The sequence below is a fragment of the Pseudomonas sp. AC355 genome (assembly GCF_979258205.1).
Genome location: NZ_OZ409843.1, coordinates 1233210 through 1259544, shown reverse-complemented (window position 1 = coordinate 1259544; position 26335 = coordinate 1233210). Strand labels below are relative to the sequence as shown.

Below are 26335 nucleotides of genomic sequence, written 5' to 3'. Positions count from 1 at the left end.
CATGAGCCGAGTGCTGGATACCTTCGCCAGCCTGTCACCCGCCGCACGGGTGCTGGTGCTCAACAGCCTGGCGTTCAACTTCGGCTTCTACATGCTGGTGCCGTATCTGGCCGGGCACCTCAGCGAGAGCCTGGGGTTGGCGGGGTGGGCGGTGGGCCTGGTGCTCGGTATCCGCGTGTTCAGCCAGCAGGGGTTGTTCCTGTTCGGTGGCTTGCTGGGTGACCGCATCGGCTACCGTCGCGCCATTCTCATCGGTTGCCTGGTGCGCTGCGTGGGGTTTGCCGTGCTCGGCTTCTCGGAAAGCCTGGCGGTTCTGCTGCTGGCCGCCTGCGTTAGCGGTTTCGCCGGTGCGCTGTTCACGCCTTGTGCCCAGGCCTACCTGGCCGACGAGTGCCAGGACATGCAGCAGCGCAAGCGAGCATTCGCTCTGCAGAACATGGCCAGCACCGCGGGCATGCTGCTCGGGCCGCTGGCAGGTCTGCTGCTGATCGGCATCGATTTCGCGGTGTCCGGCAGCGTGGCAGCCGGGCTGTTTCTGCTCATGACCCTGGTGCAGTGGCGCTTCCTGCCGAGGAAGGAGCTGGTGTCCGGTGACGAGCCAGTGACCATGCTGCGCCAGTGCCTGGATATGCTGCAGCAGTGGCCATTCTTGCGCTTCGCCGTGTTGGCGGCAGCCTATCCACTGCTGTTCCATCCACTTTATCTGGCGATCCCGGCCTACAGCCACGCCCACGGCGGCGGGCAGGCATGGATCACGCGAGTATTCGTTATCACCGCGTTGGTCGGCGTGTTGCTGCAGATGCCCCTCAGCGCGCTACGCCAGCGTTGGCTCAGCGAGGGACAGGGCATGGGCCTCGGTCTAGCGTTGATGGCGGTTAGCTACGCGCTGCTGGCCGAACCTTTCGCCAGTCTGTTGACCCCGTATTGGGCGGTTCTGCTGATGGCCGCTTTGCTTAGCCTCGGCAGCCTGCTGGTGCTGCCGCTGCTGTCGGCCCATGTGCCTCATTACGCCCGGCGCGGGCAACTTGCCGCTTATTACGGCTTCTTCGCCGGTGTGGGCGGGCTGGCAGCGTTGTTCGGCAATGTGCTGATCGGCCGGCTGCTGCCCGCTGACCAGGCGCCGCCGCAGGTACTCTGGTGGGCGCTGGTCTGTATCGGTCTGGCTGCTGCTTTCGGTCTGGCCCGGCATATGAGTTCACTCAAAGAGCCCTGATGAACAGGCTGTACCCACGCCTGCTCGCTACTACCACTTTCTGCCTCTCGACACCGGTCACCGCCGCCGAAAGCGCCCAGGCGCAGAACGTCGCCTCGATGGCGAATAGGCTCTAAGCTGAGTGGCGTTGAACAGACTTCAGATCGCTAATGACGGTTGGATCATTAATTCGCAACGAGGAGGTCGTATGACACAGGAAAGAGTCAGGCTAAGGGATATGATCTTCAGCGCTAATGAGTTGGTTGAGCGGCTGGAGGGTCGTTTTATCGCCGCCCATGAGAAGGTAGCGCTGAAGTTTCTGGAAAACATCATCTCCAACTCGGATGCCGTTCTGCTGTTGATCAACAATGACTTCGATAGAGAGGCCGCAGCTGTCAACCGAATAGCTATCGAGCATCTGATCAATCTGGCAGCCTTGATCAAGAAACCCGAGCATCTCGATACTCTGCTGTTGCAAGGTAAGAATGATATCGCCAAAACCCTCAGAATGGTTACCGATGAGGATCAGCAATCAGGTGCTGAGGAGGCGCCCGACGTCATGCTGCTGGGCTCACGATATGACAGTGCCTATCGAGAATTGTCGGCCACCTATGCACACTCCACCATCGCCTCAATAAGCACCCATCCCGATGGTGCGCAAACACTGGAAAACATGACCAAACTCATCAGCCTGGGGATTGGTTTTTTGGAGAATAGCCAGGCTTGAATAGATTGCTGCTAGCCATAGGGTAAGAACGTGGCTCAGTAGAAACGTGTATGAACCCCCTTGGAGATGCTTGTGTTGTTGTTTCGTCAGTTAGCGGCGGGTGGTTTTCTGTTGTTGGCTTTTACGTTGTCTGCTCATGCCGCTTTTACGCTGCCTGGCGACGCCATGGGCTGCACTCGCAGTGCCACGATGCTCAATTGCACGGATCGTTTCGGCAATCACTACGGCATCGTTCAGCGCGGTAACGACACGCTGATGCGTGGCTTCGATGTCATCAGCGGGCAGACCTGGGCGCAGACCAGCACCACCTATGGGCGCCTGCAGCTGTTCACCGGTGTCAGCAGCAATGGTGAGCTATGGGTGGGTTCCAGCCGGTGGATCGGCTGGAACGTGGTTAGCCGGCTTTCCAGCTCCAAGGGCGAGAGAGACCGGGTCAACTGCAACCGTATGACGGGTTGCCGCTAGGCCGGGCAACGACGGCTTTCGACAGCGAGGCGTTGGCCATGGCGGGTGGAGAACCTTTACGGTTTTCCACCCACTGGCTTTAGCTGAAACGTGGCAGTCGCTGATCGCGCTCGGCCGAATCGTCCTGCTGTTCGTGCTGCGGCAAACCGGCGACTTTCAGCGTCGGCATCTTTTCACCCACCAAACGCAGATCGCGACGCGGCAGGGCGAAGCGCACATCCAGTTCGCGCAGGGCATCGAGCAGTTGCAGGTTGATCTCCTGCTGGATGTCCATGTACTGGTTGTAGTCCGAGCTCTGCACGATGTAGACCACTTCGAAGGTCAGCTGGCTCTCGTCGAAGCCGAGAAAGTGCGCGCGGTCGAACTTGGCCTTCGGGGTGGCACGGATGATGTCGCCGACCTTTTCCGATACCTGGCGAACCTTGTCGCTCGGGGTGTCGTAGCTGACCCCGAACTTGAAGACGATGCGTCGCGTGTCCATGCGCTTGTAGTTGTGCACGATCTGGCGCAGCAGGTCGGCGTTGGCACACACCACCTGCTCGCCGCTGAGGCTGCGGATGCGCGTGGTTTTCAGGCCGATATGTTCGATGCTCCCGGCCACTTCGCCGAACACCACGAAATCGCCGATCTCGAATGGCTTGTCGACGCCAATCGATAGCGAGGCGAATATGTCGCCGAGTACCGTCTGCACTGCAAGGGCAATCGCAATACCGCCGACACCCATACTGGCAACCAGCGCTGTGATATCCACGCCCAGGTTGGCGAGGATCGACAGCAGCATTACCGACCACACCACGATCAGCACCATGATGCTGATGATGGTGGTCATCACCGGATTGAAGCCGATGCTGCCATTCTTGCCGACCACCAGGCTGCGCGCCCACAGGCGCACGCCGGTATCTACCCACAGAGCGATCTGCAGGGCGAGGGCGACGAACCAGGTGTGGCTCAGGGCGGCCTGCCAACTGCCGGGCAGATCCGGCAGGCGCAGGGCCAGCAGCAGCGAGAAGGCGAGCAGCAGCAAGCGGCTGGTACGCCCGATCACCACTGCGACGAAATGCTGCCAGTTGCCGTCCTGGCCTTTTGACCACGTGACAAGGCGCTTGTGCACGATGCCGACTACGGTGCGCAGCACGGTGTAGATCACGGCGGTAGCGATCACCACGATGCCGACGCCGAGCCATAATTCGCGATCGAACCAGATGTTCCACTGTTCCATTCGGGGTTCTCCTGATAAAGCCGATACAGGTTTCTGTAGGCCTCAGGGCTGAGAAGTTCCCATCAATGGTTCGCCGGTTTTCCTCTGGCGGCGCGCCAGCGTGTGACAAACGGAGGTCTGAGCTATGGTGTACAGGCGATCAGCGGCGAGGGCTTCAGGTGACGTTCAGTCACACCGGACGCGACCTGCCGTGCCGCGAGTCAATGGCACTCTTGCCGCGTACGCGGTACTGAGCTGTTAAACCTGATGCGAGCACCATGTATGCTCGCCTGGAGGATGACGTGACTTTTTATAGCCTGGATCTGCTGATGATTCTGCTTCTGGTCACCGCACTGTTCACCGCCTTGCCGATCATCCTCATGCGCAGCCTTTGACGTTCTGCGCAATCATCGATCCGCTCGCCGATCGGCGGCGTATCGATGCTTCGGAACTCCGTTCGCTATCGTTGCCGATGGCCAGGGACTGGCTTGTTTCAGCCTGCAGCGGATTGCCCGAGCAATTCATGAAAGCGCGACGGTTCGACCTGCTGAATCAACAGCAGGGCGCCGACGGTACTCGCCGGGGTGCCTGGTAGATAGGCCGCAGGTATGACGCTGGGCAGTCGAGCCTGCCACGCGGCAATCAGCTCTGTAGGTTCCTTACCGTTGGCGATCAGGTCATCGAGGTCAATCTGCACGCCCATATTGGCCGCTAGGCGCATGGATCGCCGCACCAGCACTTCAGCCATCTCGTGCTGCTCAACCGGGCTGGATGTCTGGTAGCTCGCCAGCCATTCGGTTATGGGCCGACGGCACTGCGCCGCACCGCCGCGCAGATAGTGAAACAGCAGGTAGGCGGCACCTACCAGCATGATGGCGATGACAGTGAAGACGAGTTCCATCAGGGCTCCTGGCGTGAAGGATCAGCCGGCCCCGATGGGCGAACAGCATGGCGGCGAAACTACCCGAACTGTCTGCAACGACTCAAGCCATTTAATGGCTCATGGCCATCTTTTTTTGGTTTGTTATCACTGCGTACAGGTTGCGAGTCGTCACCAGCGAGCGGCAGGGGTGCCGCTCGCCGAGCGGGTCTCAGACCTTGAGCACCAGTTTGCCGAAGTTTTCCCCTTTGAACAGCTTGAGCAGGGTTTCCGGGAAGGTTTCCAGGCCCTCGACCACGTGCTCCTTGGATTTGACCTTGCCGCTGACCAGCCAACCGCCGATTTCTGCCGCTGCGCTGGCGAAGTTGGCGGCGTGATCCATTACCACGAAGCCCTCCATGCGTGCGCGGTTGACCAGCAGGGACAGGTAGTTGGCCGGGCCCTTGACCGCTTCCTTGTTGTTGTACTGGCTGATGGCGCCGCAGATGACGATGCGCGCCTTGGGGGCGAGGCGGCCGAGTACTGCATCCAGGGTGTCGCCACCGACGTTGTCGAAGTACACATCGATGCCTTTCGGACACTCGCGCTTGAGCGCCTCGGGCAGCGACTCGCTCTTGTAGTCGATGGCCGCATCGAAGCCCAGCTCATCGGTCAGGTAGGCGCATTTTTCCGCGCCACCGGCGATGCCGATGACCCGGCAGCCCTTGAGCTTGGCGATCTGCCCGGCAATGCTGCCCACTGCTCCGGCTGCACCGGAAAGCACCACGGTGTCGCCGCTCTTCGGCGTGCCGACGTCGAGCAGGGCGAAGTAAGCGGTCATGCCCGTCATGCCGAGGGCCGACAAGTAAACCGGCAATGGCGCACGCTGCGGATCGACCTTGTAGAAGCCCCTAGGCTCGCCGAGGAAGTAGTCCTGCACACCCAGGGCGCCGTTGACGTGATCGCCGACGGCATAGTCCGGGTGGTTGGACGCAATCACTTCACCGACGCCAAGCGCGCGCATCACATCGCCCAGGCTAACTGGTGCGATGTAGGACTTGCCCTCGTTCATCCAGCCGCGCATGGCCGGATCCAGCGACAGATAGAGATTCTTGACCAGGATCTGCCCGCTGCCAGGTTCGCCGACCGGTTTTTCCACGTAATCGAACGTATCGCGGCTGACCATGCCGGTCGGGCGTTTGGCGAGCAGAAACTGGCGGTTGAGCTGAGTGGACATGGAAAAACCTCCGTTGAAATAAGCAGTGGTGATAATCCTCACCGGGGCATTGGACAAGGATGTCGCAGTGGCCGAATGTCTACCGATCCATCGAACTGATGGGGCTGGGTTTGCTGCAACGCCCCATGCGCGGGCTGACGATTGCCCGCTACAGTGTGGATCACGATCACGGAAGTCTGACCACGGAGATGTATCGATGACTGCAAGTCCTTTGCTGAGCGTGTTTCTTCCCCTGGCTCTGGGCATCATCATGCTCGGCCTGGGCTTGTCCCTGACCCTGGCGGATTTCGCCCGGGTGGTGAAGTACCCCAAGCCGGTGCTGATTGGTCTGTTCTGCCAATTGCTGCTGTTGCCAGTGGCCTGTTTCTTCATGGTGCAGGCATTCGGCCTAGCGCCCGCCCTGGCCGTGGGCATGATGCTGCTGGCCGCGTCGCCTGGAGGCACCTCCGCCAATCTGTATAGCCACCTGGCCCATGGCGACGTCGCACTGAACATCACCCTGACTGCAGTGAACTCGGTCGTTGCGGTGCTGACCATGCCCTTTATCGTCAACCTGTCGCTGGCCTACTTCATGGAGGGAGATCAGGCGATTCCACTGCAGTTCGCCAAGGTGGTTCAGGTTTTCGCCATCGTGCTGGGGCCGGTGGCCATCGGCATGTTCCTGCGCAGCCGCTTTCCCGGTTTCGCCATGCGTATGGAAAACCCGGTGAAGATCATCTCGGCGCTGTTTTTGCTGCTGATCATCGTCCTGGCACTCGTCAAGGACTGGCAGACGGTGCTCGAATACGCACCGATAGTCGGTGCGGCGGCCCTGGCATTCAATCTGCTGAGTCTGGCGGTGGGCTACTTCGTGCCGCGCCTGCTCAAGCTCAGCCTGCGGCAGGCCATCGCCATCGGCATGGAGATCGGCATCCACAACGGCACTCTGGCCATCGCCCTGGCGCTCAGCCCGGTATTACTCAACAACAGCACCATGGCGATTCCCGCTGCGCTGTACAGCATCATCATGTTCTTCACCGCCGCGGCGTTCGGCTGGTGGGTGAATGCGGCCCATGGCAAGCAGCTGGCGACGGAGGCTGAGCGTAGTGCCTAGAAATGAGCGCTTCGGGTATGGGTTTCAGGTAGTCCGGTGCTGGTCGTGGCCAATACGCTATCCGCGATAACGCCGGAAAAGCAGTGCGCTACCGGCCCGGTGAGAAATACCGGGCCGCTGCCATCCCAGTGAACCGTCACTGTTCCGCCATCACATTCCACGTCGACGGTGTCGTCCAGCAGGCCGCGGCGCATGCCGTTGACCGCGGCACCGCAGGAGCAAGACCCTGAGCCTAGGGGAATACCGCCGCCGCGTTCCCAGATGCGTAGCCTGATGCGTTTGCGGTCGATGATCTGCACGAAGTGCACGTTGGTTTTGCGGGGGAACAGCGGGTTGATCTCTAGCGCCGGCCCGAGCGTGGCGATATCCAGCGCTGTCAGGTCATCGACGAAATAGGTGCAGTGCGGATTGCCCATGCTGCAGGCCGCTGGGTCGCCGGCGAGCGGCAAAGCTGCGGTATCGTGCTCCTCTGCCAGAGGAATATCCGCCCAGCCGAACAGCGGCTCCCCCATGCTCACGGCAATGGCTCCATTGCTGATCCGTTCGCAGGTCAGCAGACCACGGTTGCTGCGCAGTACCAGCCTGGTGCTGTTCGACTCGCGCATCAGCAGGTCTGCAACGCCACGCGTCGCGCTACCGCAGGCATCCAGCATCGAACCATCGGTGTTCCAGAACGTCAGGCGTGCGTCGGCATCAGCGCAATCAAGTATTACCGCCAGTTGATTGAAGCCGATGCCGCAGTTGCGATCACCCAGGCGTCGAGCCAGGGCGCCTGCCACTGGGTTGGTCGAGTTGCGTGAGTCGACCACCACGAAGTCATCGCCGTTGGCGTGCATCTTGTGAAAGCTCAACGGCATGTCTGGGGCCTTAATATGTTCATCGCCGCTCAGGCACGTTTGCCGCCATTGAGCAGCGCCAGGGTCAGCAAGCCTGCGACGATGCCCCAGAACGCCGACCCCACCCCGAACAGGGTCATCCCCGAAGCGGTGACAAGAAAGGTGATTAGCGCCGCTTCGCGTTCCTTGGGTTCGCTCATGGCCTGGGTCAGGCCACCAATGATCGAGGCGAACAATGCCAGGGCGGCGATGGACAGGATCAGCGCCTTGGGCAAGGCGGCGAACAGGGCGGCGAGGGTGGCGCCGAACAGCCCGGCGATGCCATAGAACACCCCGCACCAGATTGCTGCCGTGTACCGCTTGCGCGGATCTTCATGGGCCTCGGGGCCGGCGCAGATCGCCGCGCTGATGGCTGCCATGTGAATACCGTGGGAGCCGAAGGGCGCCATCACGATCGACACCAGGCTGGTGGTAGTGAGCAGCGGCGAGGCTGGAACGTCGTAGCCATTGGCGCGCAGCACCGCCATACCCGGCAGGTTCTGCGAAGCCATGGCGACGATGAACAGCGGGATGCCGATGCTGATCGCTGCAGCGATGGAAAAGCTCGGTGTAGTCCATTCCGGGGTCGCCAGCTGCAGCTCGAACTGGGAGAAATTCAGCAGCCCCAGGGTGCCAGCCAGCACACAGCCAACCAGCAGCGCAGCCAGTACGGCGTAGCGGGGCAGCAGGCGTTTGCCCAGCAAGTAGGCGAACAGCATGGCGATCACCAGCAGGGGCTGCTGCTCGGCGGCCACGCAGATTTCCAGCGCGATCTTGAACAGCACGCCGGCCAGCAGAGCGGCGGCGATGGAGCCGGGGATGCGCCGCATGATGCGGTCGAAGCTGCCGGTCAGGCCGCAGACCAGAATCAGTGCGGAGCACAGGATGTAGGCGCCTATGGCCTCGCTGTAAGGCACGCCGGGCAGGCTGGTGATCAGCAATGCCGCGCCGGGGGTCGACCAGGCGACCATGATCGGCGCGCGGTAGCGCAGGGACAGACCGATGCAGGTCACCGCCATGCCGATCGACAGCGCCCAGATCCACGAGGAAATCTGCCCGGCGCTGAGCCCGGCAGCCTGGCCCGCCTGGAACATCAGCACCAGAGAGCTGGTGTAGCCCGTGAGCATGCCGATGAAGCCGGCTACCACTGCGGAGGTCGAGGTGTCGGCCAGCGGGCGCAGGCGAGGGCGGCTGCTTTCGAGCATCACAGCACTCCTTTCATGTCGGCGAAGATCGGGTACAGGGAGGCCACCAGCAGCACCGCCATACCGATATTGAAGGCGCGCAGCACGCGGGGGTTACGCAGCCAGTTGCGCAGCAGCGAGCCTGCCACCGTCCACAGCCCCACGCTCGGGCAGTTGACCAGCGCGAACAGCCCGGCGATCAGCAGCACGTTGACCAGGAAATTTTCCTGCGGCGTGTAGGTGGTAATAGCGCCGATGGCCATCACCCAGGCCTTGGGATTGACCCACTGAAAGGCGGCGGCCTGGAGAAAGGTGAAAGGCTTGCCGCGTTCGCCCCCCGTGCTGTCTGGAGCACCGGAGCCGGCGATCTTCCAGGCCAGGTAGAGCAGGTAGGCCGCGCCCAGGTAGCGCAGTACGGTGTACAGCGCCGGCACTTGCTCGAACACCTGGCCCAGGCCGAATCCTACGCACATCACCAGAACCATGAAGCCGAGGCTGATACCGAGCATATGCGGCACGCTGCGACGCAGGCCGAAGTTCACCCCGGAGGCGAGCAACATCATGTTGTTGGGGCCAGGCGTCACCGAGGTAACGAAGGCAAAGGCGATGAAGGCGATCAGCAGTTCCGGGGTCATGGCGAAGTCTCAAAGTTGAGCCGCCACGATAAGGGCTGTTAGCGCGGCCGTCGCGGTACAGCGGCGGCTATAAGCAACCATACAGTTGCGCGCCCATCACTCAGGTGTTCGACCTGTACCGCTCAATGCCTTGTTCACTGCCAGCCAGCCATCCACCGCGTGCTTGCCGCTTTCGTCGAAGGCGCGCTGCAGCAGTTTTACCTGCTCGCGGCGCAGCGCCCGCTCCAGATTGGCGCCCTCGGCAGTGAGACCGAGCAAGCGTTTGCGCTTGTCATCTTCGGCGGGGACGCTTTGCGCCAGATTCATCTCCTGCAGCTGGCGCAGCGGAATGCTCAGCGCCTGTTTGCTCACGCCGAGGTAGCCGAGCAACTCCTTGACGCTCAACCCGGGGTGGCGGGCGATGAAAAACAGGATGCGCTGGTGCACCCGCGACAGTCCCCGGCGCGCGAGCATTTCGTCGGCCTTGGCGGTGAACGCCTGGTAACCAAAAAAGAAGGCTTCCATGGCTGCTTGCTGAGCAGCTGAATTTTTAAGGTCAATCATGTTGACGTATATGTCTCGAGCGTCGTACTTTCGGTCAACCAGTTTGACTCAATTCTCTCGACTTATCACCCGGTGACCTCCATGGCCTTCTCCGAACGCATCACCCGTCTGAAAAGCTCCCTGATCCGCGAAATTCTCGCTGCCGCCCAGCGTCCGGAGGTGATGTCGTTCGCCGGTGGCCTGCCTGCCGAAGAGATGCTGCCCAAGCTCGACTGGTCGCAGATGCCTGCCAGCATGGGGCAGTACGGCATGAGCGAGGGAGAGCCTGCGCTGCGTGAAGCCATCGCCGCCGAAGCGAGAGCGCTGGGCGTGCCGTGTGAGGCGAGCCAGGTGCTGATCGTCAGCGGCTCGCAGCAGACCCTCGACCTGGCCAGCAAGCTGTTCATCGATCCGGGCACCAAAGTACTGCTCGAGGCGCCGACCTACCTGGCCGCGCTGCAGGCCTTCCAGCTGTTCGGCGCCGACTGCATCGCCGTGCCGCAGGAGGCCGATGGCCCGCAACTGCAGGCACTCGAAGAGCAGCTGGAGCGCCAGCGCCCGGCGTTCGCCTACCTGATTCCGACGTTCCAGAACCCCAGCGCCGTGCGCTACAGCGAGGCCAAGCGTGACGCTGTGGCGGCCCTCTTGGATCGTTACCAGGTGACGCTGATCGAGGATGAGCCCTACCGCGAACTGGTGTTCGACGCCGGCAGCGCCACGCCGATCGTCAGTCGCCTGCGCAAGGCCAGCTGGATCTACACCGGTACCGTCTCCAAGACTCTATTGCCGGGGCTGCGCGTCGGTTACCTGATTGCCACGCCGGATCTGTACCCGCACCTGCTGCGTCTCAAACAGTCGGCGGATCTGCACACCAATCGCGTGGGCCAGTGGCAGGCGCTGCAATGGCTGGGTACCGAGCGCTACAGCGAGCATCTGGCCGAGCTGCGAAATTTCTATCGCTTGCGGCGTGATGCGATGCAGGCGGCGCTCGTCGAACATTTCAGTGATCTGGCCGAGTGGCAGATTCCCCAGGGCGGTCTGTTCTTCTGGCTGCGCCTCAAGCAGCCCCAGGACACCCGTCTGCTGCTCGACGCGGCGCTGGCCCAGAACGTGGCATTCATGCCGGGCGAGCCATTTTTCATTGACCCGGATCGCGAGCACGGTTACCTGCGGCTGAACTTCAGCCACGTGGCACCGGAGCGTCTGGGGGAAGGGCTGCGCCGCCTGGCGGGTGTGGTGCGTCAGGGACTGGCCGCGGACGCGGCGTGACTATTGGCTGAAGAATCATCGGGCTTTAGGAGGCGAGCATGTACAAGGTTTATGGCGACTACCGCTCTGGCAACTGCTACAAGGTCAAGCTGATGCTGACCCTGCTCGGCAAGCCGTTTGAATGGGTGCCCATCGATATTTTCAAGGGCGAGACACAGAGCCCCGAGTTCCTGGCCAAGAACCCCAATGGCAGGATTCCGGTGCTGGAGCTGGAAGACGGCTCGTACCTGTGGGAGTCCAACGCCATCCTCAATTTCCTCGCCGATGGCAGCGAGTTCCTGCAGACCGAGCCACGCCTGCGCACCCAGGTGCTGCAGTGGCAGTTCTTCGAGCAGTACAGCCATGAGCCCTACATTGCCGTGGCTCGTCGCATTCAGTGGCTCGAAGGCATGCCAGCGGCACGCGCCGAGGAGTACAAGGTGTGCCAGGTACGCGGCCACAAGGCGTTGCGAGTCATGGAGAGGCAGTTGGAGCAGACCCCGTATCTGGTCGGCGACCGTTACTCCATCGCCGATATCGCCCTGTACGCCTATACCCACGTGGCCCACGAAGGCGGTTTCGACCTGAGCGGCTACCCGGCCGTCCACGCCTGGCTGGATCGTGTCGCCAGCCACCCGCAGCACGTGACCATGCTGGGCTAGCAGCACCGTTCGCTCTTGTAGCCTGGCGTAGAGCGCAGCGAAACCCGGGGAGCGGTTTTCGCTGCTTGCAAATGCAGCTATCGAAGCCGCCCCTGCACATCGCTACGCTTAGTGACAGGCTACGGGAGCAAGCGCCTACTTGCGCAGTAGGCGCAGGCCATTGAACACCACCAGCAGGCTCACACCAACATCAGCGAACACCGCCATCCACATGGTGGCGTGCCCGGTGATGGTCACCGCCAGGAAGATCGCCTTGATACTCAGAGCCAGGGCGATGTTCTGCTTGAGGATCGTCGCGGTCTGCCGGGACAGCTGGATGAACGTGGGAATCTTGCGCAGGTCATCGTCCATGATCGCCACGTCGGCGGTTTCGATGGCCGTGTCGGTGCCGATCGCCGCCATGGCGAAGCCGACATCGGCACGGGCCAGGGCAGGGGCATCGTTGATGCCGTCGCCGACCATGGCGACCACGCCTTTCTGACCGAGCAGACCTTCGACGGTCGCCAGCTTGTCGGCGGGCAGCAGGTCGCCGCGGGCTTCATCGATGCCGACCTGAGCGGCGATGGCTTGGGCGGTGTGCTGATTATCACCGGTGAGCATCAGGGTCTTGATACCCATTTCATGCAGGGTGGCGATGGCCTCACGGCTACTGGCCTTGAGCGTGTCAGCGACCGCGAACAGCGCCAGGGCGCGTTTATCGTCGCTGAGCAGAATCACCGTCTTGCCTTCACGTTCCAACCCATCGAGTCGGATTTCGATCTCCGGCGAGCACAGGCCCAGTTCTTCGAGCAGGCGATGATTGCCCAACTGGTAGCGCTGGCCGTCGATCACGCCGCTTACGCCACGCCCGGGCAGCGCCTCGAATGCCTGCACCTCGTCGAGCACGACACCTTGCTCCTGCGCCGCCTTGGCCACCGCCTGGGACACTGGGTGATCGGAACGGGCGGCCAGGCTGGCCGCAAGTTTGCGGTAGACATCGGCATCGCTTTCCAGGGCCTGATAGTCGGTCTGTACCGGTTTGCCGTGGGTGAGGGTGCCAGTCTTGTCCAGCGCCAGGTGGGTGATGTGCCGGCCGTTCTCCAGGTACACGCCGCCCTTGACCAGGATGCCCTTGCGCGCCGCCGCCGCCAGACCGCTGACGATGCTTACCGGCGTGGAAATCACCAGCGCGCAAGGGCAGGCGACCACCAGCAGTACCAGCGCGCGATAGACCCACTCGAACCAATCACCATTCATCAGCAGCGGCGGCACTACCGCCACGGCCAGGGAGAGCAGGAAGACCAGCGGGGTGTAGATGCGGGCGAAACGGTCGACGAAACGCTGGGTCGGCGCCCGTGCACCCTGGGCTTCTTCCACGGCCTTGATGATGCGTGACAGCGCGCTGTTGCTGGCGGCAGCGCTGACCTGATACTCCAGCGCGCCGCTCTGGTTGATGGTGCCGGCGAACAGGGTATCGCCCACGCTTTTTTCGATGGGCAGGCTTTCCCCGGTGATCGGTGACTGGTCGACCGTGGAGTGCCCATCGAGCACCTGGCCATCCAGGCCGATGCGTTCGCCGGGGCGCAGCCGAACCACGCTGCCGATGGCAACCTGTGTGACTTCCATTGTTTGCCAACCGCCGTCGGCCTGACGCACCGTGGCCTGCTCCGGGGTCAGTGCCATCAGGCCACGAATGGCATTGCGCGCGCGATCCAGGGATTTCGCCTCGATCCGTTCTGCGATGGCGAACAGCACCATGACCATTGCCGCTTCGGGCCACTGGCCGATCAGCACGGCGCCAGTCACGGCGATGCTCATCAGCGCATTGATGTTCAGGTTGAAATTCTTGAGGGCGATCCAGCCTTTCTTGTACACATCGAGCCCGGCCGTGAGGATCGCGCCCAGCGCGATCAGCGCAACCACCCACTCCGGCGCGGTGTTGGTGAAGTGCACCAGTTCAGCCATGAATGCCGCCACGCCAGCCGCTATCAGTCGCCACGGCAAGCCATCGTGGGCTTGCTCGGCAACTACGCTCTGGCTTTCATCGCCTTCCTGCTGCGGGGTGAAACCGAGTTCACGTATGGCTTGCAACGCTGGCTCGAGGGCATCCGGTCTGTGGCGAATGGTCAGCACCCGCTGCATCAGATTGAATTGCAGTGCTTCGATACCGGGCTGACGGGCGAGCTTGTCGGTGATCAAACGCTCCTCGGTGGGGCAGTCCATCTGCTCGATGCGCACCCGAGTCTCCGCGGTCAGCGGCACTGCCTGCATGCCCAGGCTGGCGATGGCCTTGACCAGCAAAGGCGCAGCGCCTGCCTGATGCTCGACCAGCAGCGTGCGGTTGAGCAGATTGAAACGCATGGCGTGCACCTCGGGCAGGTGCTGCAGCTTGCCGCGAATCAGGCCTTCTTCTGTCGGGCAGCACATCTGTTCGATGCGCAGTGTGCTGCTTTCCAGCGCAGCGCTGGCTTGGGCGGCCACGGGCTCGCTGATCCCGGTGATCAATGTGCTACCCGAGTCGCAGCAAGATGCCGCAGTCTCGTTAGCGCAGCACGAGTCTTGGGCGCGAGGGGGCTTGGGGGTTTGGTCGTGATCGCAACAGTTGGCCATGGGTCTCTCCAAATAACCTGTTGCAGAGTGAACACCCTGTAGCCACTATAGGGTCAAGCGATCGAGGAGAAGAAAATGAAAATTGGCGAATTGGCGGCAGTCACCGGTAGCCAGGTGGAGACCATTCGGTATTACGAGCGCGAAGGACTGCTGCCTGCGCCGCAGCGTAGCGAGGGTAATTATCGGCTGTACCGGCCGGAGCACGTCGAACGGCTGACGTTCATTCGCAACTGCCGCACCCTGGACATGACCCTTGACGAAATTCGCGAGCTGCTCAGCCTGCGCGGCCGGCCAGCGGAAAACTGCGAAGCCATCAATACCCTGATCGATGAGCATATCGAACACGTCAATGCACGCATCGCCAGCCTGCAGTCGTTACAGGGGCAACTGGTCGAGCTGCGCAACAGTTGCCTAGCGGATCAACAATCGTCGCCCTGCGAGATCATTCGTCAGCTCAGTACCAGTGACAATCTGCATGCCGAGAAGGATGTGTCCCATGTCGGGCGCAGCCATCAGCATTGAGGCGCGCCTAAAAACCACCTGGATTGAAAACAGCCTGGACTACCTCGCCTACGTTTTTTAGAGGCGTCCTACGGGCGCCTCAGGCCGCGAAGCGCTGATCCAGATAGGCTGCAATGGCCTTGGATTCGTACAGCCAGGTGCTCTGGCCATTTTCTTCGATACGCAGGCACGGCACCTTGATCTTGCCGCCCTGGCTCTCCAGCTCGCTGCGCGAGGTGGCGTCGTTCTTGGCGTCACGCAGGGCGACAGGCACATTGAGGGTATGCAGCTTGCGGCGAATCTTCACGCAGAACGGGCAGGCTTTGAACTGGTAGAGCGCCAGATGGCCCGCGGCCTGGTCGACGGCAGCTTGTGCTTCGGGCGCACGCTTCATCTTGGCCGGACGGGTGGCGAGGTCGCCGAGAACGATCAGTTGGCCTAGGCCCAGGCGCAGTGCCTTGATAATCATGGGGAGTACCTGCAAGTGTGAACGGCGCGCAGCTTACCCGAGTTGAGCGGCCGGCCCAACCGCCTGGCGGTTGCGGCATAATGACCCGCCCACGCAAACCTGACGGCCGATGTGATGAAACCCGAAGACCTGAAATTGTTGGTGAGCCGAGAAATGCCCTTTGGCAAATACAAAGGCCGACTGATCGCCGACCTGCCGGGACATTACCTGAATTGGTTCGCCCGTGAAGGCTTCCCGAAGGGCGAGATCGGTCAGTTGCTGGCGCTGATGCAGGAGATCGATCACAACGGCTTGTCGTCGTTGCTCGATCCCTTACGCAGCAAGCCGAGGCAGCCGTTTCGCGAGTGATCAGCGCTCGCTGAGCTGCTGCTCCAGATGCTCGATGATGCTGTCTGGCTTGAGCACCAGAATGTCACTTTCCAGCGCGTCGAGAATCACCTCGGCGGTGTTGCCGATCAGCGCACCACTGAACCCCGTGCGTGCAACGGTGCCGATCACCGTGACGGCCGCGCGCAACTGGTGGGCGAAATGCGGGATCAGCACATCGGCCGGGCCTTCGGCGATATGCAGGTGCTGATCGTCGATGTCATAGGTCTGCTGAAACTCCAGGCACTGCTGACGGTAGCTGTCCTCGATGGTTTCGCGCAGCTGGAAGGTCGGATCGGCGGCTGACAGCATCGGCGATGGATGGGCGCTGAGCACGTGCAGTTCGGCTTTTGCCAGGTTGGCGAGGTCATAACCGTGATCGACGATGCGGGTATGCAGCGCGCGATGCTCATCGTCGATATTACCCACGTCCACGGCGACCAATATCGTGCCACCGATCCACGGCGTCTGTGTTTTCACCAATAGCACCGGGCAGGGGCAGTAGCGCAGCAGCTTCCAGTCATCGGGCGTCAGCAGGGCTTTTTTCAGCGGGTTGTCAGGCATGTGCTGCTTGATCACCAGGCCGCAGCCCTCGGCTTGCTGAACAGTACTGACCGTTTCATGCAGGTTGCCATGCCACACCTGCTCGGTGCTGACGCTGTAGCCATCCTGCTGCAGTGCATTACTGAGCAGGCGCAGGTGGCCGCTGTGTTCGCCCGACTCATCGCAGATCAGCAGGTGCAGATGAGACTGCGTCACGCCAGCAATCAGCTTGGCGCGTTTCAGGGCAAGTGCGTCTAGATGATCCGGCTGGATGACAACGAGAATGCTGCGGATGGCTTGCATGGGGTTTCCTCTGCGTGTGGCTTGCCCTATTCACTATAGATGGCGTGTGGCGCGTATGACCGTGGCCCGGTGACGCAAGCCGCAGCGGTAGGCGGCACCTTGACCTTCCCGTCGTGGCAAGGTGTAGGTTCTGACCTCTTATCAATGGTCGAGGATCGTCAATGAAAGCCAAAGCGCTGGGTTTACTTCTGTTTGCCGGGGCGTCGGTGCTGAGCGCCGGCATGGCGACCGCTCAGGATGCTGCCAATGGTCATGCGAGCGGGCATGCCGCGCACTCAGCCGAGGGCACGTCGGCGAATGCCAGTGCCTCGACGGCCGCCTACCGCGCGATCAACGACAGGATGCACAAGGCGATGGCCGTCACGCTGACGGGCAATGCCGATGTGGATTTCATGCGCGGCATGATTCCCCATCATCAGGGCGCCATCGAGATGGCCAAGGTCGCGCTGCAGTACGGCAGCGACGCAAGGGTGCGTGCCTTGGCCAGTGAGATAATTGCCGCGCAGGATCAGGAGATCAGCCTGATGAACGAGTGGCTGGCCACTAACGCGGCGCGATATGAGGCCACTGTCGACGCCGGCAAGAGCGCTGAAGTCAGGGCTGCATTCGAGGCGGTCAACCATCGTATGCACGGTGCCATGGCCGTTGATTTCAGTGGTAACGCCGATCAGGACTTCATGCGCGGGATGATTCCTCACCATCAAGGCGCCATCGAGATGGCCAAGGTCGCATTGGCTTACGGCTCCGACCCAGAAGTGCTGAAGCTTGCCAAGCAGGTCATCGCTGCGCAGGAGCAGGAAATCACCCAGATGAACGCTTGGCTGGAAAACAACTGAGTCGTTCGACCTGCCCATGCTCTGCGCGGGCCGATAGGCAGGACGCGCCGCTCTGGCGGCCCTATAATGGCCGGCTTATCAAATAGCCAGCCGCCAGAGCCCATACCCGTGTTGTTTCCAGCCACTGCTCCCGATCAGCCATCGCCCAGCCGCCGCAGCGCCACGCCGAACCTGCCGGAAATCCATGAATTTCTCGGTTGCCGCACGCCTCAGGCCTGGGTCGATGCTGCCCTGGCCAATCAGGACATCATGCTGATTGACCATAAAAACTGTGAGTTCAAAGCCGCCAGCACGGCGCTCAGCCTGATCGCCAAGTACAGTTGCCACGCGGATTTGATCACCATGATGTCGCGCCTGGCTCGTGAGGAACTGGTTCACCACGAGCAGGTGCTGCGCATCATGAAACGCCGCAAGATCGGCCTGCGTCCGGTTTCCGCCGCGCGCTACGCCTCGGGCCTGCGCAAGGTGACGCGCAATCACGAGCCCTACAAGCTGGTCGACACCCTGGTGGTCGGTGCCTTTATCGAGGCGCGCAGCTGCGAGCGCTTCGAAGCGATCATGCCGCATCTGGACGAAGAACTGGGCAAGTTCTACTTCGGCCTGCTGAAAAGCGAAGCGCGGCACTTTCAGGGTTACCTGAAGCTCGCCTACCAGTATGGCGATGCGGCGGATGTCGATCAGGCCATCGAGCGGGTGAGGGCGGTCGAGCAAGAGCTCATCGAGTCACCGGATACGGAATTTCGCTTCCACAGCGGTGTTCCGCAGGCGTAGGCGGGATTCGTCGGAAGATTCCCGGGCATCGCTTCGCTCAACGCCGGGCTACCTGCTGTTTCAATCCAGGGCGAAGGCGCTCTGGTTGAAGCCGTCTTCATCGATCTGCAGCACCCAACCCTGTTTATCCCAGTCGCCCAGGACGATTCGCTGTGCCGGTTGGCCATCGATCAGCACGTCGTGGGTGGCAGGGCGGTGGGTGTGACCGTGGATCAGTGTACGTACGCCATGAGCCGCCATTACGCGCTGTACTTCTTCTGGCGTGACATCGACGATGTCGCTGGCCTTCATGCGGGTCTGCGAGCGGCTTTCTGAGCGCAGCTTGCGCGCCAGCTTGTGGCGGGTGCTCAACGGCAAGTTGCGCAGGATGAACAGGCTGATGGGGTTGCGCAGCCAGCGGCGCATCTTCATGTAGCCGACATCCAGGGTGCACAGGCTGTCGCCGTGCATGAGTAGCACCTTCTCGCCAGCCAAGCGCACTTCGTGAGGATCGCCGAGCAGCGTGCAGCCGGCCTCGCGACAGAACGCCTTGCCAAGCAGGAAGTCACGGTTGCCGTGCATCAGGTAGACGCGCGTACCGCTGTCGCTCAACCGGCGCAGCGCCTGGGCGATACCGCGCTGAAAGGGGGTCATGGCGTCGTCGCCAATCCATACTTCGAAAAAGTCGCCAAGGATATACAGCGCCTCGGCCTGGGGTGCCCGGTGGGCGAGGAAATGCAAGAACGCCCGGCTGATATCCGGGCGCTCCTCTTCAAGATGCAGGTCGGAGATCAGCAGGATCACTCGACGATCTCGGCCTTCTCGATGATCACGTCTTCAGCCGGAACGTCCTGATGGCCGGATTTCATGGTGGTGGCGACGCCCTTGATGGCTTCGACCACTTCCAGGCCTTCGACCACTTCACCGAACACCGCGTAGCCCCAGCCCTGTACGGTCTGTGCGCTGTGGTCGAGGAAGGTGTTGTCACCAACGTTGATGAAGAATTGCGCGGACGCCGAGTGTGGCTCCGAGGTGCGAGCCATGGCCACGGTGCCGATCTTGTTACTCAGACCGTTGTTGGCTTCGTTCTTGATCGTCGCTTTGGTCGGCTTCTGCTTCATGCCCGGTTCGAAACCGCCACCCTGGATCATGAAGTTGCCGATCACGCGGTGGAACACAGTGCCGTCGTAATGGCCGCTCTTCACGTATTCCTTGAAGTTGGCGACGGTGGCGGGGGCCTTGTCTTCGAACAGCTTCAGGGTGATGACGCCGTGGTTGGTGTGCAGCTTGATCATGTGTTTATCGCTCTGTCGAGAAAATCGCGGGCTGTTCCCGGTTCGGTATGGACATTTATGTCGCCCGGAGGTCAGGAGCAGGCACCAAGGCCTGTCAGGGTATTGACAGCTTGGGCTATGATAAGCGCTTTGTTTTAGTCGGCCTACCCTGTGCCGCAATCCGCACGCGCTAAGGACACCATGAGCAAGCCCACCGTCGAAAAAGCCGCCAACTTCCTGCGTCCCCTCGTTCAGGCTGATCTGGACGCTGGCAAGCATGCCAAGATCATCACCCGTTTTCCGCCAGAGCCCAACGGCTACCTGCATATCGGCCATGCCAAGTCGATCTGCCTCAACTTCGGCCTGGCCCAGGAATTCGGTGGCGAGTGCAACCTGCGTTTCGACGACACCAACCCGGCCAAGGAAGATCAGGAATACATCGATGCCATCAAGGCCGACGTCGAGTGGCTGGGCTTCAAATGGGCCGGCGAGGAGCGTTATGCCTCCAATTACTTCGACCAGTTGCACGACTGGGCCGTCGAGCTGATCAAAGCCGGCAACGCTTATGTCGACGACCTGTCGCCGGACGAAGCTCGCGAATACCGTGGCACCCTGAATACCCCCGGCAAGGACAGCCCGTACCGCGAGCGCAGTGTCGAAGAGAACCTAGACCTGTTCGCGCGTATGAAGGCCGGCGAATTCGCGGATGGTGCTCGCGCCCTGCGCGCCAAGATCGACATGGCGTCGCGCAACATGAACCTGCGCGACCCGATTCTCTATCGAATCCGCCATGCCCATCATCATCAGACCGGTGACAAATGGTGCATCTACCCGAGCTACGACTTCACCCATGGCCAGTCCGATGCCATCGAAGGTGTGACCCACTCCATCTGCACCCTGGAGTTCGAGGATCATCGCCCGCTGTACGAATGGTTCCTGGCCAATCTGCCAGTGCCGGCGCAGCCGCGTCAGTACGAATTCGCCCGGCTGAACCTGAACTACACCATCACCAGCAAGCGCAAGCTCAAGCAACTGGTCGACGAGAAGCACGTCAATGGCTGGGATGACCCGCGCATGTCGACGCTCTCGGGCTACCGTCGCCGTGGTTACACACCGGCTTCGATCCGCACCTTCTGCGACATGATCGGCGTCAACCGCGCCGGCGGCCTGGTCGACATCGGCATGCTCGAGTTCGCCATCCGCGAAGACCTGGATGCCAACGCGTCGCGCGCCATGTGCGTGCTCAAGCCGCTCAAGGTAGTGATCACCAATTACCCGGAAGGCAAGGTCGAGAACCTGGAGCTGGCGCGCCATCCCAAGCAGGACATCGGTACCCGCGTGCTGCCGTTCTCCCGCGAGATCTACATCGACGCCGGCGACTTCGAAGAAACCCCGCCGGACGGCTTCAAGCGCCTGGTTCCTGGCGGCGAAGCGCGCTTGCGCGGTAGCTACGTGATTCGCGCCGACGAAGCGATCAAGGATGCTGCCGGCAATATCGTCGAGCTGCGCTGCTCCTACGACGAGAACACCCTGGGCAAGAACCCGGAAGGCCGCAAGGTCAAGGGCGTGATCCACTGGGTTCCGGCAGCCGAGAGCGTCGAGTGCGAAGTACGCCTGTACGACCGCCTGTTCCGTTCCGCCAACCCGGAGAAGGCTGGTGACGATGGCGAGCAGAGCGGCAGCTTCCTCGACAACATCAACCCGGATTCGCTGGTGGTGCTCAAAGGTTGCCGCGCCGAGCCGTCGCTGGCCCAGGCTGCTGCCGAAGATCGCTTCCAGTTCGAGCGCGAAGGCTACTTCTGCCTGGACGCCAAGGATTCCAAGCCGGACGCATTGGTCTTCAATCGTACCGTCACCCTGCGTGACTCCTGGGGTCAGTAATGGCGCTTTCCATCTACAACACCCTTAGCAAGAGCAAGGAAGTCTTCAAGCCCTTGGTCGGTAACCAGGTGCGCATGTACGTGTGCGGGATGACCGTCTACGACTTCTGCCACCTGGGCCACGGTCGCAGCATGGTCGCCTTTGACGTGGTGACACGTTGGCTGCGCCATAGTGGTTACGACCTGACCTATGTGCGCAACATCACCGACATCGACGACAAGATCATCAATCGCGCCAACGAAAAGGGCGAGGCCTTTGAGGTGCTCACCGAGCGAATGATCAGTGCGATGCACGAAGACGAAGCGCGGCTGAACATCCTCAAGCCTGATCAGGAGCCGCGCGCCACCGATCATATCGCCGGCATGCACGCGATGATCCAGACCCTGATCGACAAGGGGTACGCCTACGCACCGGGCAACGGCGACGTGTACTACCGTGTCGGCAAGTTCGAAGGTTATGGCAAGCTGTCGCGCCGCCGTGTGGAAGATCTGCGTATTGGTGCGCGCATCGAGCCGGGCGAATCCAAGCAGGATCCGCTTGATTTCGTTCTTTGGAAGGCAGCCAAGCCGGGCGAGCCGAGCTGGTCATCGCCTTGGGGCGACGGTCGTCCGGGCTGGCACATCGAGTGTTCGGTGATGTCCACCTGCTGCCTTGGTGAGTCTTTCGACATTCATGGCGGCGGCAACGACCTCGAGTTTCCGCACCATGAGAACGAGATTGCCCAGAGCGAGGCTGCCACTGGCAAGCCTTACGCCAACTCCTGGCTGCACTGCGGGATGATCACTATCAATGGCGAGAAGATGTCCAAGTCGTTGGGCAACTTCTTCACCATTCGTGAGGTGTTGGAGAAGTATCATCCGGAAGTAGTGCGCTACCTGCTGATCGCCAGTCACTACCGCAGCCCGATCAACTATTCCGAAGACAACCTGCGCGAGTCCAAGGCGGCCCTGGAGCGCTTCTACAATGCGCTTAAAGGGTTGCCAGAGGCCGCCCCGGCTGGTGGCGAAAGCTATGTCGAGCGCTTCAGTACGGCGATGAACGACGATTTCAATACCGCCGGTGCCTGCTCGGTGATGTTCGAGTTGGCGCGTGAGGTCAATCGCCTGCGAGACAGCGACCTGCAAACTGCCGCTGCGCTGGGCGCACGCCTCAAGGAACTGGGAGGCTTGCTCGGTGTGCTGCAGCTGGAGCCGGATGCTTTCCTCAAGGCCGGCGCTGAAGGCAAGGTCGATGCCGCTGAAGTGGAAGCGCTGATCGCCGCTCGCTTGCAGGCGCGTGCCGATAAAAATTGGGCGGAATCCGACCGCATCCGTGATCAGATCACCGCTCTGGGTGTGGTGCTTGAGGATGGCAAAGGTGGCACCACCTGGCGACTCGCCGAGTAAGCGAGCGTCGCAACGAAAAGGCCGCTGATGCGGCCTTTTCGTTTCCAGAAGCCTGCATCCAATTCGCTATGGGAAAACCATGCTGACGCGTTACAAACTGCTGCTTTCCACTACGCTGGCCCGCTATTTTCCGCGTACTGCCGCTTATCTTGAGGCTGAAAAGCATGCGGCGGCTGAACGGCTGAAGGCTGCACCGAAAGCTAAAAGCAAAGCCACCTCTGCAAAAAAAACTGCAGCTCCAAAACGCGCAGGGAAGGGCGCAAGCTCCGCAACAAAAAAGCCCGTTAGGCGCCCGAGCGCCGGTATCTACTCGGCGGCAGCGATGACAATCAGCTCGACTCAGGAGCAGGCCATGCGTGACACCGTCGCGCGAGCCGTTGCTGCCGGGGTGGTCGGTGCGCCCTCCGACGAGCAGTGGGCAATGATCCTTGGGCGCCAGCCGCTGACGCGCATCTTTGCCGGTGCAGGATCGGGCAAGTCGACGACGCTGGTGCTGCGTGTGGTCTTCATGCTCTGTCACCTGAACATCGAGCCCGAGCGGTTGACGGTGATTTCCTTTACCAATGCATCCTGCGTCGAGCTGCGCGAGCGGCTGCTCAAGGTGCTGGGGTTCTGGTCGTCGCCGGTCGACGAGCGGGCGGTACAGCAGTGCGTGCGTACCTTTCACTCCGCCATGGGCGTGCTGGCCCGTCAGGTATTGGGCAATCCAGGCTGGTTCGAGCAGCTTGGTGATCGACAGGCCTCGTCCAGCGAGCCCGATAATCCGCTGGCCGGCGGGCGTCTGGGGGCTGCGCAGGGGCGCTTGCTGAAAGAGGTGTATCAGGCTTGCTACGTCGATGATCCGGCGTTTCGCTCGCAGGTTCACGCCTTGTTGGGTTCGCCTGTACCGGATGAGCAGAAGCCCTTGCCCAAAGCGCCAATGCAGCCATTCAGGCTGGCGGGCGAGCTGCACGCTGCACCACTTTTCGAGGTGTTCCACGGGCAGGCAGGCTTTATCGAGAGCATCGGCATTCGCATCGACCAGCTGGCGGTGGCCGCGGTGCCTTGTTCGGATCAGGAGCGCCTTTTTCTCTTTGCGTTGCAGGCCTTCTGGCGGGCATTGCAGCAGCGTCTTGGCGAACAGGGCCTGATGACCTTCAACGGCGCCTTTCAGCAGCTGACGCAGATGCTCGATGAAGGCGACGGGCGGCTACCCGCCGAGTCGCTGGCGAATTTCTCCCACCTGTTGATCGACGAATTTCAGGATGTCTCACCGCAGATTGTGCAATGGCTGCAGGCGGTGCATCGGCGCCTGGCTGGCGCTGCAACGGCGGTGAGCCTGATGGCCATCGGTGATGACTGGCAGTCGATCTATGGTTGGCGCGGTAGTTCGCCGGAGTTGTTCATGACCTTCGATCGGCACTTCCCGAGCAAAGGCAAGGGCAAGAGTGCGGTGCTGATGCTGCAGGCGAACTACCGCTCGATCGAACCGGTTATCCGTGATGCCGAGTCGATTCTGCGCGAGGTGGCCTTCAAGCAGGAGAAAACCACCGAGGCGATCAGAACCGCACCGCCCGGCGGGCATGGCGTACAACTGGTGACACCATTCGATCTGGCCCGGCAGATGCCCGATCTGCTGAGGGAAATCGCCGCGCAGTGTGCATACGCCAGTTCCATCGATTCCGGGGAGCGAACCGCGGTGCTACTACTGGGGCGGCGTAATGAGACCCTCAAGGAGGTGCAGGCCGGGCTCGACCGCAAGCTACCGGTGAAGGCCTACACCATTCATCGCGCCAAGGGGCTGCAAGCCGAGGTGGCGATCATCATCGACGACTGCCTGCCGCCCGCGCCTCATCCATTGCGCAACGCGCTGTACGCGCACTGTGGCTTCTTCGCCAACAGCTACGATCAGGCAATGGCCGACGAAAGCCTGCGTCTTGGCTACGTGGCGGTGACCCGCGGCGTGAGCCGGGTGCTGTGGTTCGTGCGCAAGCCTCAGGGGGCGACGAGCACACTGAAATAAAAACGGCGCCTCGAAGGCGCCGTTTTCATTACTGCGAGCCGCCATCAGGCGTGCAGATGTTCCGCTGCGTGCAGGGTGTTTTCCAGCAGGCAGGCGCGGGTCATCGGGCCTACGCCGCCTGGCACCGGGGTAATCCAGCCAGCGCGGGGCAGGGCGGTTTCGTACACCACATCGCCAATCAGCTTGCCGTCCGTCTGACGGTTGATGCCCACGTCGATGACGATGGCGCCTTCCTTGATCCACTCACCTTTGACCAGGCCGGGTTTGCCGGCCGCTACCACGACGATATCTGCCTGAGCTACGTGGCCGGGCAAATCCTTGGTGAAGCGGTGCGTGACGGTCACGGTGCAACCGCCCAGCAGCAGCTCCATGGCCATTGGCCGGCCGACGATATTCGAGGCGCCCACCACCACGGCATGCATGCCATAGAGATCCTGCCCGGTACTCGCCAGCAGGGTCATGATGCCCTTGGGGGTGCAGGGGCGTAGCAGCGGCATGCGCTGAGCCAGGCGACCGATGTTGTAAGGATGGAAGCCGTCCACATCCTTGTCCGGGCGGATGCGCTCGAGCAGCAAAGAGGAATCGAGGTGTGCCGGCAGCGGCAGCTGAACCAGGATGCCATCAATGCTGGTGTCTTCATTCAAGGAGTCGATCAGGGCGAGCAGTTCGTCCTGGCTGGTTTCAGCGCTCAGGTCGTAAGCGCGGGAAACGAAGCCGACTTCCTCACAGTCCTTGCGCTTGTGCGCGACATAAACCTCAGAGGCGGGATCGCTGCCGACCAGAATCACTGCCAGGCCGGGTGCGCGCAGTCCTTGCTGGCGTCTGTCGGCGACGCGCTGGGCGATCTGCTGGCGGATATTGGCGGCAATCGCTTTGCCATCTATCAGTTGTGCGGTCATTGCGCTTGGTTAACCATCGAAAGGGAGAAAAAAGGACGCGCATTCTCGCATGGCATTAAGGAGGGGCAAAGGCGCCAGAGAGTAGATTTGGTGTAACTCCTTTATCTAACTGAATTTTTTAGATTTGGGTGTTGACGACCTAGGGGGCGCTCTATAAGATGCGCACCACTTGGCGAGCACAGCAAGTGACAGGGTAAAGCGGCAAAGGCAGCAACGAAAGTAGCCGCTCTAGTCGAAGCTTGAAGTCTGCTCTGGTGGATGGATAAGTGCCCGTAGCTCAGCTGGATAGAGCATCCGCCTTCTAAGCGGATGGTCGCAGGTTCGAGTCCTGCCGGGTGCGCCACTAGGTGAGTCGGCACAAGTAAGCAGTAAAGCAATATGGTGGGCGTAGCTCAGTTGGTAGAGCACAGGATTGTGGCTCCTGGTGTCGAGGGTTCGATCCCCTTCGTCCACCCCATATTCTGAAAGCGCCAGGCCTTAAAGCCTGGCGTTTTTGTTTGTAGAAAATGTATTACCACGCGGACGTGGTGGAATTGGTAGACACACTGGATTTAGGTTCCAGCGCCGCAAGGTGTGAGAGTTCGAGTCTCTCCGTCCGCACCATGTAAGTAGCTGATTCTAAAGGGCTGTAGGCTGATCC

Annotated in this window: 26 protein-coding genes and 3 tRNA genes; 16 read left to right on the top strand and 13 right to left on the bottom strand. The window is 61.4% G+C overall.

The genetic code is table 11. The features are described 5' to 3' along the window. The first annotated feature begins 1 nt into the window (after position 1). The 3 genes from ACZ0AI_RS05985 to ACZ0AI_RS05975 all read left to right on the top strand — a co-directional run bounded on the left by ACZ0AI_RS05985 (position 2) and on the right by ACZ0AI_RS05975 (position 2384). On the top strand, positions 2–1213 hold the full coding sequence (locus tag ACZ0AI_RS05985; RefSeq protein WP_463564979.1) for an MFS transporter: 1212 nt from the start codon (positions 2–4) through the stop codon (positions 1211–1213). Between the two features lie 187 nt (positions 1214–1400). After that, positions 1401–1919: a DUF5677 domain-containing protein gene (locus ACZ0AI_RS05980; RefSeq protein WP_463564978.1), complete on the top strand. Its 519-nt coding sequence runs from the start codon at positions 1401–1403 to the stop codon at positions 1917–1919. 78 nt (positions 1920–1997) lie between these two features. Next, positions 1998–2384, top strand: a complete 387-nt coding sequence (locus ACZ0AI_RS05975) for a hypothetical protein (RefSeq protein WP_463570116.1) — start codon at positions 1998–2000, stop codon at positions 2382–2384. Between the two features lie 79 nt (positions 2385–2463). Here ACZ0AI_RS05975 and ACZ0AI_RS05970 read toward each other — a convergent pair whose 3' ends face one another. From ACZ0AI_RS05970 to ACZ0AI_RS05960, 3 genes are all read right to left on the bottom strand, one after another. Beyond that, positions 2464–3603 (bottom strand): mechanosensitive ion channel family protein, encoded by a 1140-nt coding sequence (locus ACZ0AI_RS05970; RefSeq protein WP_225832095.1) that lies wholly within the window; start codon positions 3601–3603, stop codon positions 2464–2466. Between the two features lie 472 nt (positions 3604–4075). Continuing rightward, the gene (locus tag ACZ0AI_RS05965) at positions 4076–4483 is read right to left on the bottom strand and encodes a hypothetical protein (RefSeq protein ID WP_463564976.1); all 408 of its coding nucleotides are present in this window, start codon (positions 4481–4483) and stop codon (positions 4076–4078) included. Positions 4484–4673: 190 nt separating this feature from the next. Then, on the bottom strand, positions 4674–5678 hold the full coding sequence (locus ACZ0AI_RS05960) for an NADP-dependent oxidoreductase (RefSeq protein ID WP_463564975.1): 1005 nt from the start codon (positions 5676–5678) through the stop codon (positions 4674–4676). 196 nt (positions 5679–5874) lie between these two features. On the opposite strand from ACZ0AI_RS05960, the gene ACZ0AI_RS05955 reads away from it, so the two are divergent. Beyond that, entirely contained in the window at positions 5875–6771 is an 897-nt protein-coding gene (locus ACZ0AI_RS05955; RefSeq protein WP_463564974.1) for a bile acid:sodium symporter family protein, read from the top strand. Here ACZ0AI_RS05955 and dapF read toward each other — a convergent pair. The 4 genes from dapF to ACZ0AI_RS05935 form a co-directional block, all read right to left on the bottom strand. Further along, positions 6768–7628, bottom strand: coding sequence for a diaminopimelate epimerase (gene dapF, locus ACZ0AI_RS05950; RefSeq protein ID WP_463564973.1), 861 nt, complete (start codon positions 7626–7628; stop codon positions 6768–6770). The two genes, ACZ0AI_RS05955 and dapF, sit on opposite strands and share 4 nt — an antisense overlap. Positions 7629–7657: 29 nt before the next feature. Then, on the bottom strand, positions 7658–8851 hold the full coding sequence (locus ACZ0AI_RS05945) for a benzoate/H(+) symporter BenE family transporter (RefSeq protein ID WP_463564972.1): 1194 nt from the start codon (positions 8849–8851) through the stop codon (positions 7658–7660). After that, entirely contained in the window at positions 8851–9465 is a 615-nt protein-coding gene (locus ACZ0AI_RS05940) for a LysE family translocator (RefSeq protein WP_225832106.1), read from the bottom strand. Before ACZ0AI_RS05940 ends, ACZ0AI_RS05945 begins: the two co-directional genes overlap by 1 nt. A gap of 96 nt (positions 9466–9561) precedes the next feature. Then, positions 9562–10008, bottom strand: coding sequence for a MarR family winged helix-turn-helix transcriptional regulator (locus ACZ0AI_RS05935; RefSeq protein WP_463564971.1), 447 nt, complete (start codon positions 10006–10008; stop codon positions 9562–9564). 81 nt (positions 10009–10089) lie between these two features. On the opposite strand from ACZ0AI_RS05935, the gene ACZ0AI_RS05930 reads away from it, so the two are divergent. Together ACZ0AI_RS05930 and ACZ0AI_RS05925 are read left to right on the top strand one after the other, a co-directional pair. Then, on the top strand, positions 10090–11256 hold the full coding sequence (locus ACZ0AI_RS05930) for an aminotransferase-like domain-containing protein (protein ID WP_463564970.1): 1167 nt from the start codon (positions 10090–10092) through the stop codon (positions 11254–11256). A 38-nt stretch (positions 11257–11294) separates the two neighbouring features. Continuing rightward, the gene (locus ACZ0AI_RS05925; RefSeq protein WP_463564969.1) at positions 11295–11897 is read left to right on the top strand and encodes a glutathione S-transferase family protein; all 603 of its coding nucleotides are present in this window, start codon (positions 11295–11297) and stop codon (positions 11895–11897) included. A 135-nt stretch (positions 11898–12032) separates the two neighbouring features. Here the strand turns inward: ACZ0AI_RS05925 and ACZ0AI_RS05920 are convergent, their stop codons facing one another. Next, entirely contained in the window at positions 12033–14237 is a 2205-nt protein-coding gene (locus tag ACZ0AI_RS05920) for a heavy metal translocating P-type ATPase (RefSeq protein WP_463566058.1), read from the bottom strand. A gap of 324 nt (positions 14238–14561) precedes the next feature. On the opposite strand from ACZ0AI_RS05920, the gene cadR reads away from it, so the two are divergent. Then, positions 14562–15008 (top strand): Cd(II)/Pb(II)-responsive transcriptional regulator, encoded by a 447-nt coding sequence (gene cadR, locus ACZ0AI_RS05915; protein WP_463564968.1) that lies wholly within the window; start codon positions 14562–14564, stop codon positions 15006–15008. A gap of 79 nt (positions 15009–15087) precedes the next feature. Here cadR and ACZ0AI_RS05910 read toward each other — a convergent pair whose 3' ends face one another. Beyond that, positions 15088–15456 carry a glutathione S-transferase N-terminal domain-containing protein gene (locus tag ACZ0AI_RS05910; protein WP_463564967.1) on the bottom strand — a complete coding sequence of 123 codons (369 nt, stop codon included), beginning with the start codon at positions 15454–15456 and terminating at the stop codon, positions 15088–15090. 114 nt (positions 15457–15570) lie between these two features. Here ACZ0AI_RS05910 and ACZ0AI_RS05905 point away from each other — a divergent pair, with 114 nt between their 5' ends. Next, entirely contained in the window at positions 15571–15804 is a 234-nt protein-coding gene (locus tag ACZ0AI_RS05905) for a DUF3820 family protein (protein WP_042552673.1), read from the top strand. Here the strand turns inward: ACZ0AI_RS05905 and ACZ0AI_RS05900 are convergent, their stop codons facing one another. Then, on the bottom strand, positions 15805–16668 hold the full coding sequence (locus ACZ0AI_RS05900; RefSeq protein WP_463564966.1) for a universal stress protein: 864 nt from the start codon (positions 16666–16668) through the stop codon (positions 15805–15807). Between the two features lie 161 nt (positions 16669–16829). On the opposite strand from ACZ0AI_RS05900, the gene copM reads away from it, so the two are divergent. Both copM and ACZ0AI_RS05890 read left to right on the top strand, forming a co-directional pair. Beyond that, positions 16830–17504, top strand: coding sequence for a CopM family metallochaperone (gene copM, locus ACZ0AI_RS05895; RefSeq protein WP_463564965.1), 675 nt, complete (start codon positions 16830–16832; stop codon positions 17502–17504). Positions 17505–17615: 111 nt separating this feature from the next. Continuing rightward, positions 17616–18275 carry a MiaE family protein gene (locus ACZ0AI_RS05890; RefSeq protein WP_463566057.1) on the top strand — a complete coding sequence of 220 codons (660 nt, stop codon included), beginning with the start codon at positions 17616–17618 and terminating at the stop codon, positions 18273–18275. 60 nt (positions 18276–18335) lie between these two features. Here ACZ0AI_RS05890 and lpxH read toward each other — a convergent pair whose 3' ends face one another. Together lpxH and ACZ0AI_RS05880 are read right to left on the bottom strand one after the other, a co-directional pair. Then, a complete protein-coding gene (gene lpxH / locus ACZ0AI_RS05885; RefSeq protein WP_463564964.1) occupies positions 18336–19058 on the bottom strand; it encodes a UDP-2,3-diacylglucosamine diphosphatase in 723 nt (240 codons plus the stop codon). Continuing rightward, positions 19055–19549 (bottom strand): peptidylprolyl isomerase, encoded by a 495-nt coding sequence (locus tag ACZ0AI_RS05880; RefSeq protein WP_463564963.1) that lies wholly within the window; start codon positions 19547–19549, stop codon positions 19055–19057. Before ACZ0AI_RS05880 ends, lpxH begins: the two co-directional genes overlap by 4 nt. A 180-nt stretch (positions 19550–19729) precedes the next feature. Here ACZ0AI_RS05880 and ACZ0AI_RS05875 point away from each other — a divergent pair, with 180 nt between their 5' ends. The 3 genes from ACZ0AI_RS05875 to ACZ0AI_RS05865 all read left to right on the top strand — a co-directional run bounded on the left by ACZ0AI_RS05875 (position 19730) and on the right by ACZ0AI_RS05865 (position 24796). Continuing rightward, positions 19730–21409: a glutamine--tRNA ligase/YqeY domain fusion protein gene (locus tag ACZ0AI_RS05875; protein WP_463564962.1), complete on the top strand. Its 1680-nt coding sequence runs from the start codon at positions 19730–19732 to the stop codon at positions 21407–21409. Beyond that, positions 21409–22794 carry a cysteine--tRNA ligase gene (gene cysS / locus ACZ0AI_RS05870; protein ID WP_463564961.1) on the top strand — a complete coding sequence of 462 codons (1386 nt, stop codon included), beginning with the start codon at positions 21409–21411 and terminating at the stop codon, positions 22792–22794. Before ACZ0AI_RS05875 ends, cysS begins: the two co-directional genes overlap by 1 nt. A 79-nt stretch (positions 22795–22873) precedes the next feature. After that, positions 22874–24796, top strand: coding sequence for a UvrD-helicase domain-containing protein (locus ACZ0AI_RS05865; RefSeq protein WP_463564960.1), 1923 nt, complete (start codon positions 22874–22876; stop codon positions 24794–24796). Positions 24797–24840: 44 nt separating this feature from the next. On the opposite strand, the gene folD is transcribed toward ACZ0AI_RS05865, so the two are convergent. Next, positions 24841–25695 carry a bifunctional methylenetetrahydrofolate dehydrogenase/methenyltetrahydrofolate cyclohydrolase FolD gene (gene folD, locus ACZ0AI_RS05860; protein WP_225832133.1) on the bottom strand — a complete coding sequence of 285 codons (855 nt, stop codon included), beginning with the start codon at positions 25693–25695 and terminating at the stop codon, positions 24841–24843. 266 nt (positions 25696–25961) lie between these two features. On the opposite strand from folD, the gene ACZ0AI_RS05855 reads away from it, so the two are divergent. The 3 genes from ACZ0AI_RS05855 to ACZ0AI_RS05845 all read left to right on the top strand — a co-directional run bounded on the left by ACZ0AI_RS05855 (position 25962) and on the right by ACZ0AI_RS05845 (position 26298). After that, positions 25962–26038 (top strand) — tRNA-Arg (locus ACZ0AI_RS05855). 38 nt (positions 26039–26076) lie between these two features. Next, positions 26077–26152 (top strand) — tRNA-His (locus ACZ0AI_RS05850). A 61-nt stretch (positions 26153–26213) separates the two neighbouring features. Continuing rightward, a tRNA-Leu gene (locus tag ACZ0AI_RS05845) sits at positions 26214–26298 on the top strand. The last annotated feature ends 37 nt before the right edge of the window (positions 26299–26335 follow it).

Coding starts and splice junctions, on each gene's coding strand:
- ACZ0AI_RS05985 (WP_463564979.1), top strand. CDS start 2: ATGAGCCGAGTGCTGGATACCTTCGCCAGCCTGTCACCCGCCGCACGG.
- ACZ0AI_RS05980 (WP_463564978.1), top strand. CDS start 1,401: ATGACACAGGAAAGAGTCAGGCTAAGGGATATGATCTTCAGCGCTAAT.
- ACZ0AI_RS05970 (WP_225832095.1), bottom strand. CDS start 3,603: ATGGAACAGTGGAACATCTGGTTCGATCGCGAATTATGGCTCGGCGTC.
- ACZ0AI_RS05965 (WP_463564976.1), bottom strand. CDS start 4,483: ATGGAACTCGTCTTCACTGTCATCGCCATCATGCTGGTAGGTGCCGCC.
- ACZ0AI_RS05960 (WP_463564975.1), bottom strand. CDS start 5,678: ATGTCCACTCAGCTCAACCGCCAGTTTCTGCTCGCCAAACGCCCGACC.
- ACZ0AI_RS05955 (WP_463564974.1), top strand. CDS start 5,875: ATGACTGCAAGTCCTTTGCTGAGCGTGTTTCTTCCCCTGGCTCTGGGC.
- dapF (WP_463564973.1), bottom strand. CDS start 7,628: ATGCCGTTGAGCTTTCACAAGATGCACGCCAACGGCGATGACTTCGTG.
- ACZ0AI_RS05945 (WP_463564972.1), bottom strand. CDS start 8,851: ATGCTCGAAAGCAGCCGCCCTCGCCTGCGCCCGCTGGCCGACACCTCG.
- ACZ0AI_RS05940 (WP_225832106.1), bottom strand. CDS start 9,465: ATGACCCCGGAACTGCTGATCGCCTTCATCGCCTTTGCCTTCGTTACC.
- ACZ0AI_RS05935 (WP_463564971.1), bottom strand. CDS start 10,008: ATGATTGACCTTAAAAATTCAGCTGCTCAGCAAGCAGCCATGGAAGCC.
- ACZ0AI_RS05930 (WP_463564970.1), top strand. CDS start 10,090: ATGGCCTTCTCCGAACGCATCACCCGTCTGAAAAGCTCCCTGATCCGC.
- ACZ0AI_RS05925 (WP_463564969.1), top strand. CDS start 11,295: ATGTACAAGGTTTATGGCGACTACCGCTCTGGCAACTGCTACAAGGTC.
- ACZ0AI_RS05920 (WP_463566058.1), bottom strand. CDS start 14,237: ATGCGTTTCAATCTGCTCAACCGCACGCTGCTGGTCGAGCATCAGGCA.
- cadR (WP_463564968.1), top strand. CDS start 14,562: ATGAAAATTGGCGAATTGGCGGCAGTCACCGGTAGCCAGGTGGAGACC.
- ACZ0AI_RS05910 (WP_463564967.1), bottom strand. CDS start 15,456: ATGATTATCAAGGCACTGCGCCTGGGCCTAGGCCAACTGATCGTTCTC.
- ACZ0AI_RS05905 (WP_042552673.1), top strand. CDS start 15,571: ATGAAACCCGAAGACCTGAAATTGTTGGTGAGCCGAGAAATGCCCTTT.
- ACZ0AI_RS05900 (WP_463564966.1), bottom strand. CDS start 16,668: ATGCAAGCCATCCGCAGCATTCTCGTTGTCATCCAGCCGGATCATCTA.
- copM (WP_463564965.1), top strand. CDS start 16,830: ATGAAAGCCAAAGCGCTGGGTTTACTTCTGTTTGCCGGGGCGTCGGTG.
- ACZ0AI_RS05880 (WP_463564963.1), bottom strand. CDS start 19,549: ATGATCAAGCTGCACACCAACCACGGCGTCATCACCCTGAAGCTGTTC.
- ACZ0AI_RS05875 (WP_463564962.1), top strand. CDS start 19,730: ATGAGCAAGCCCACCGTCGAAAAAGCCGCCAACTTCCTGCGTCCCCTC.
- cysS (WP_463564961.1), top strand. CDS start 21,409: ATGGCGCTTTCCATCTACAACACCCTTAGCAAGAGCAAGGAAGTCTTC.
- ACZ0AI_RS05865 (WP_463564960.1), top strand. CDS start 22,874: ATGCTGACGCGTTACAAACTGCTGCTTTCCACTACGCTGGCCCGCTAT.
- folD (WP_225832133.1), bottom strand. CDS start 25,695: ATGACCGCACAACTGATAGATGGCAAAGCGATTGCCGCCAATATCCGC.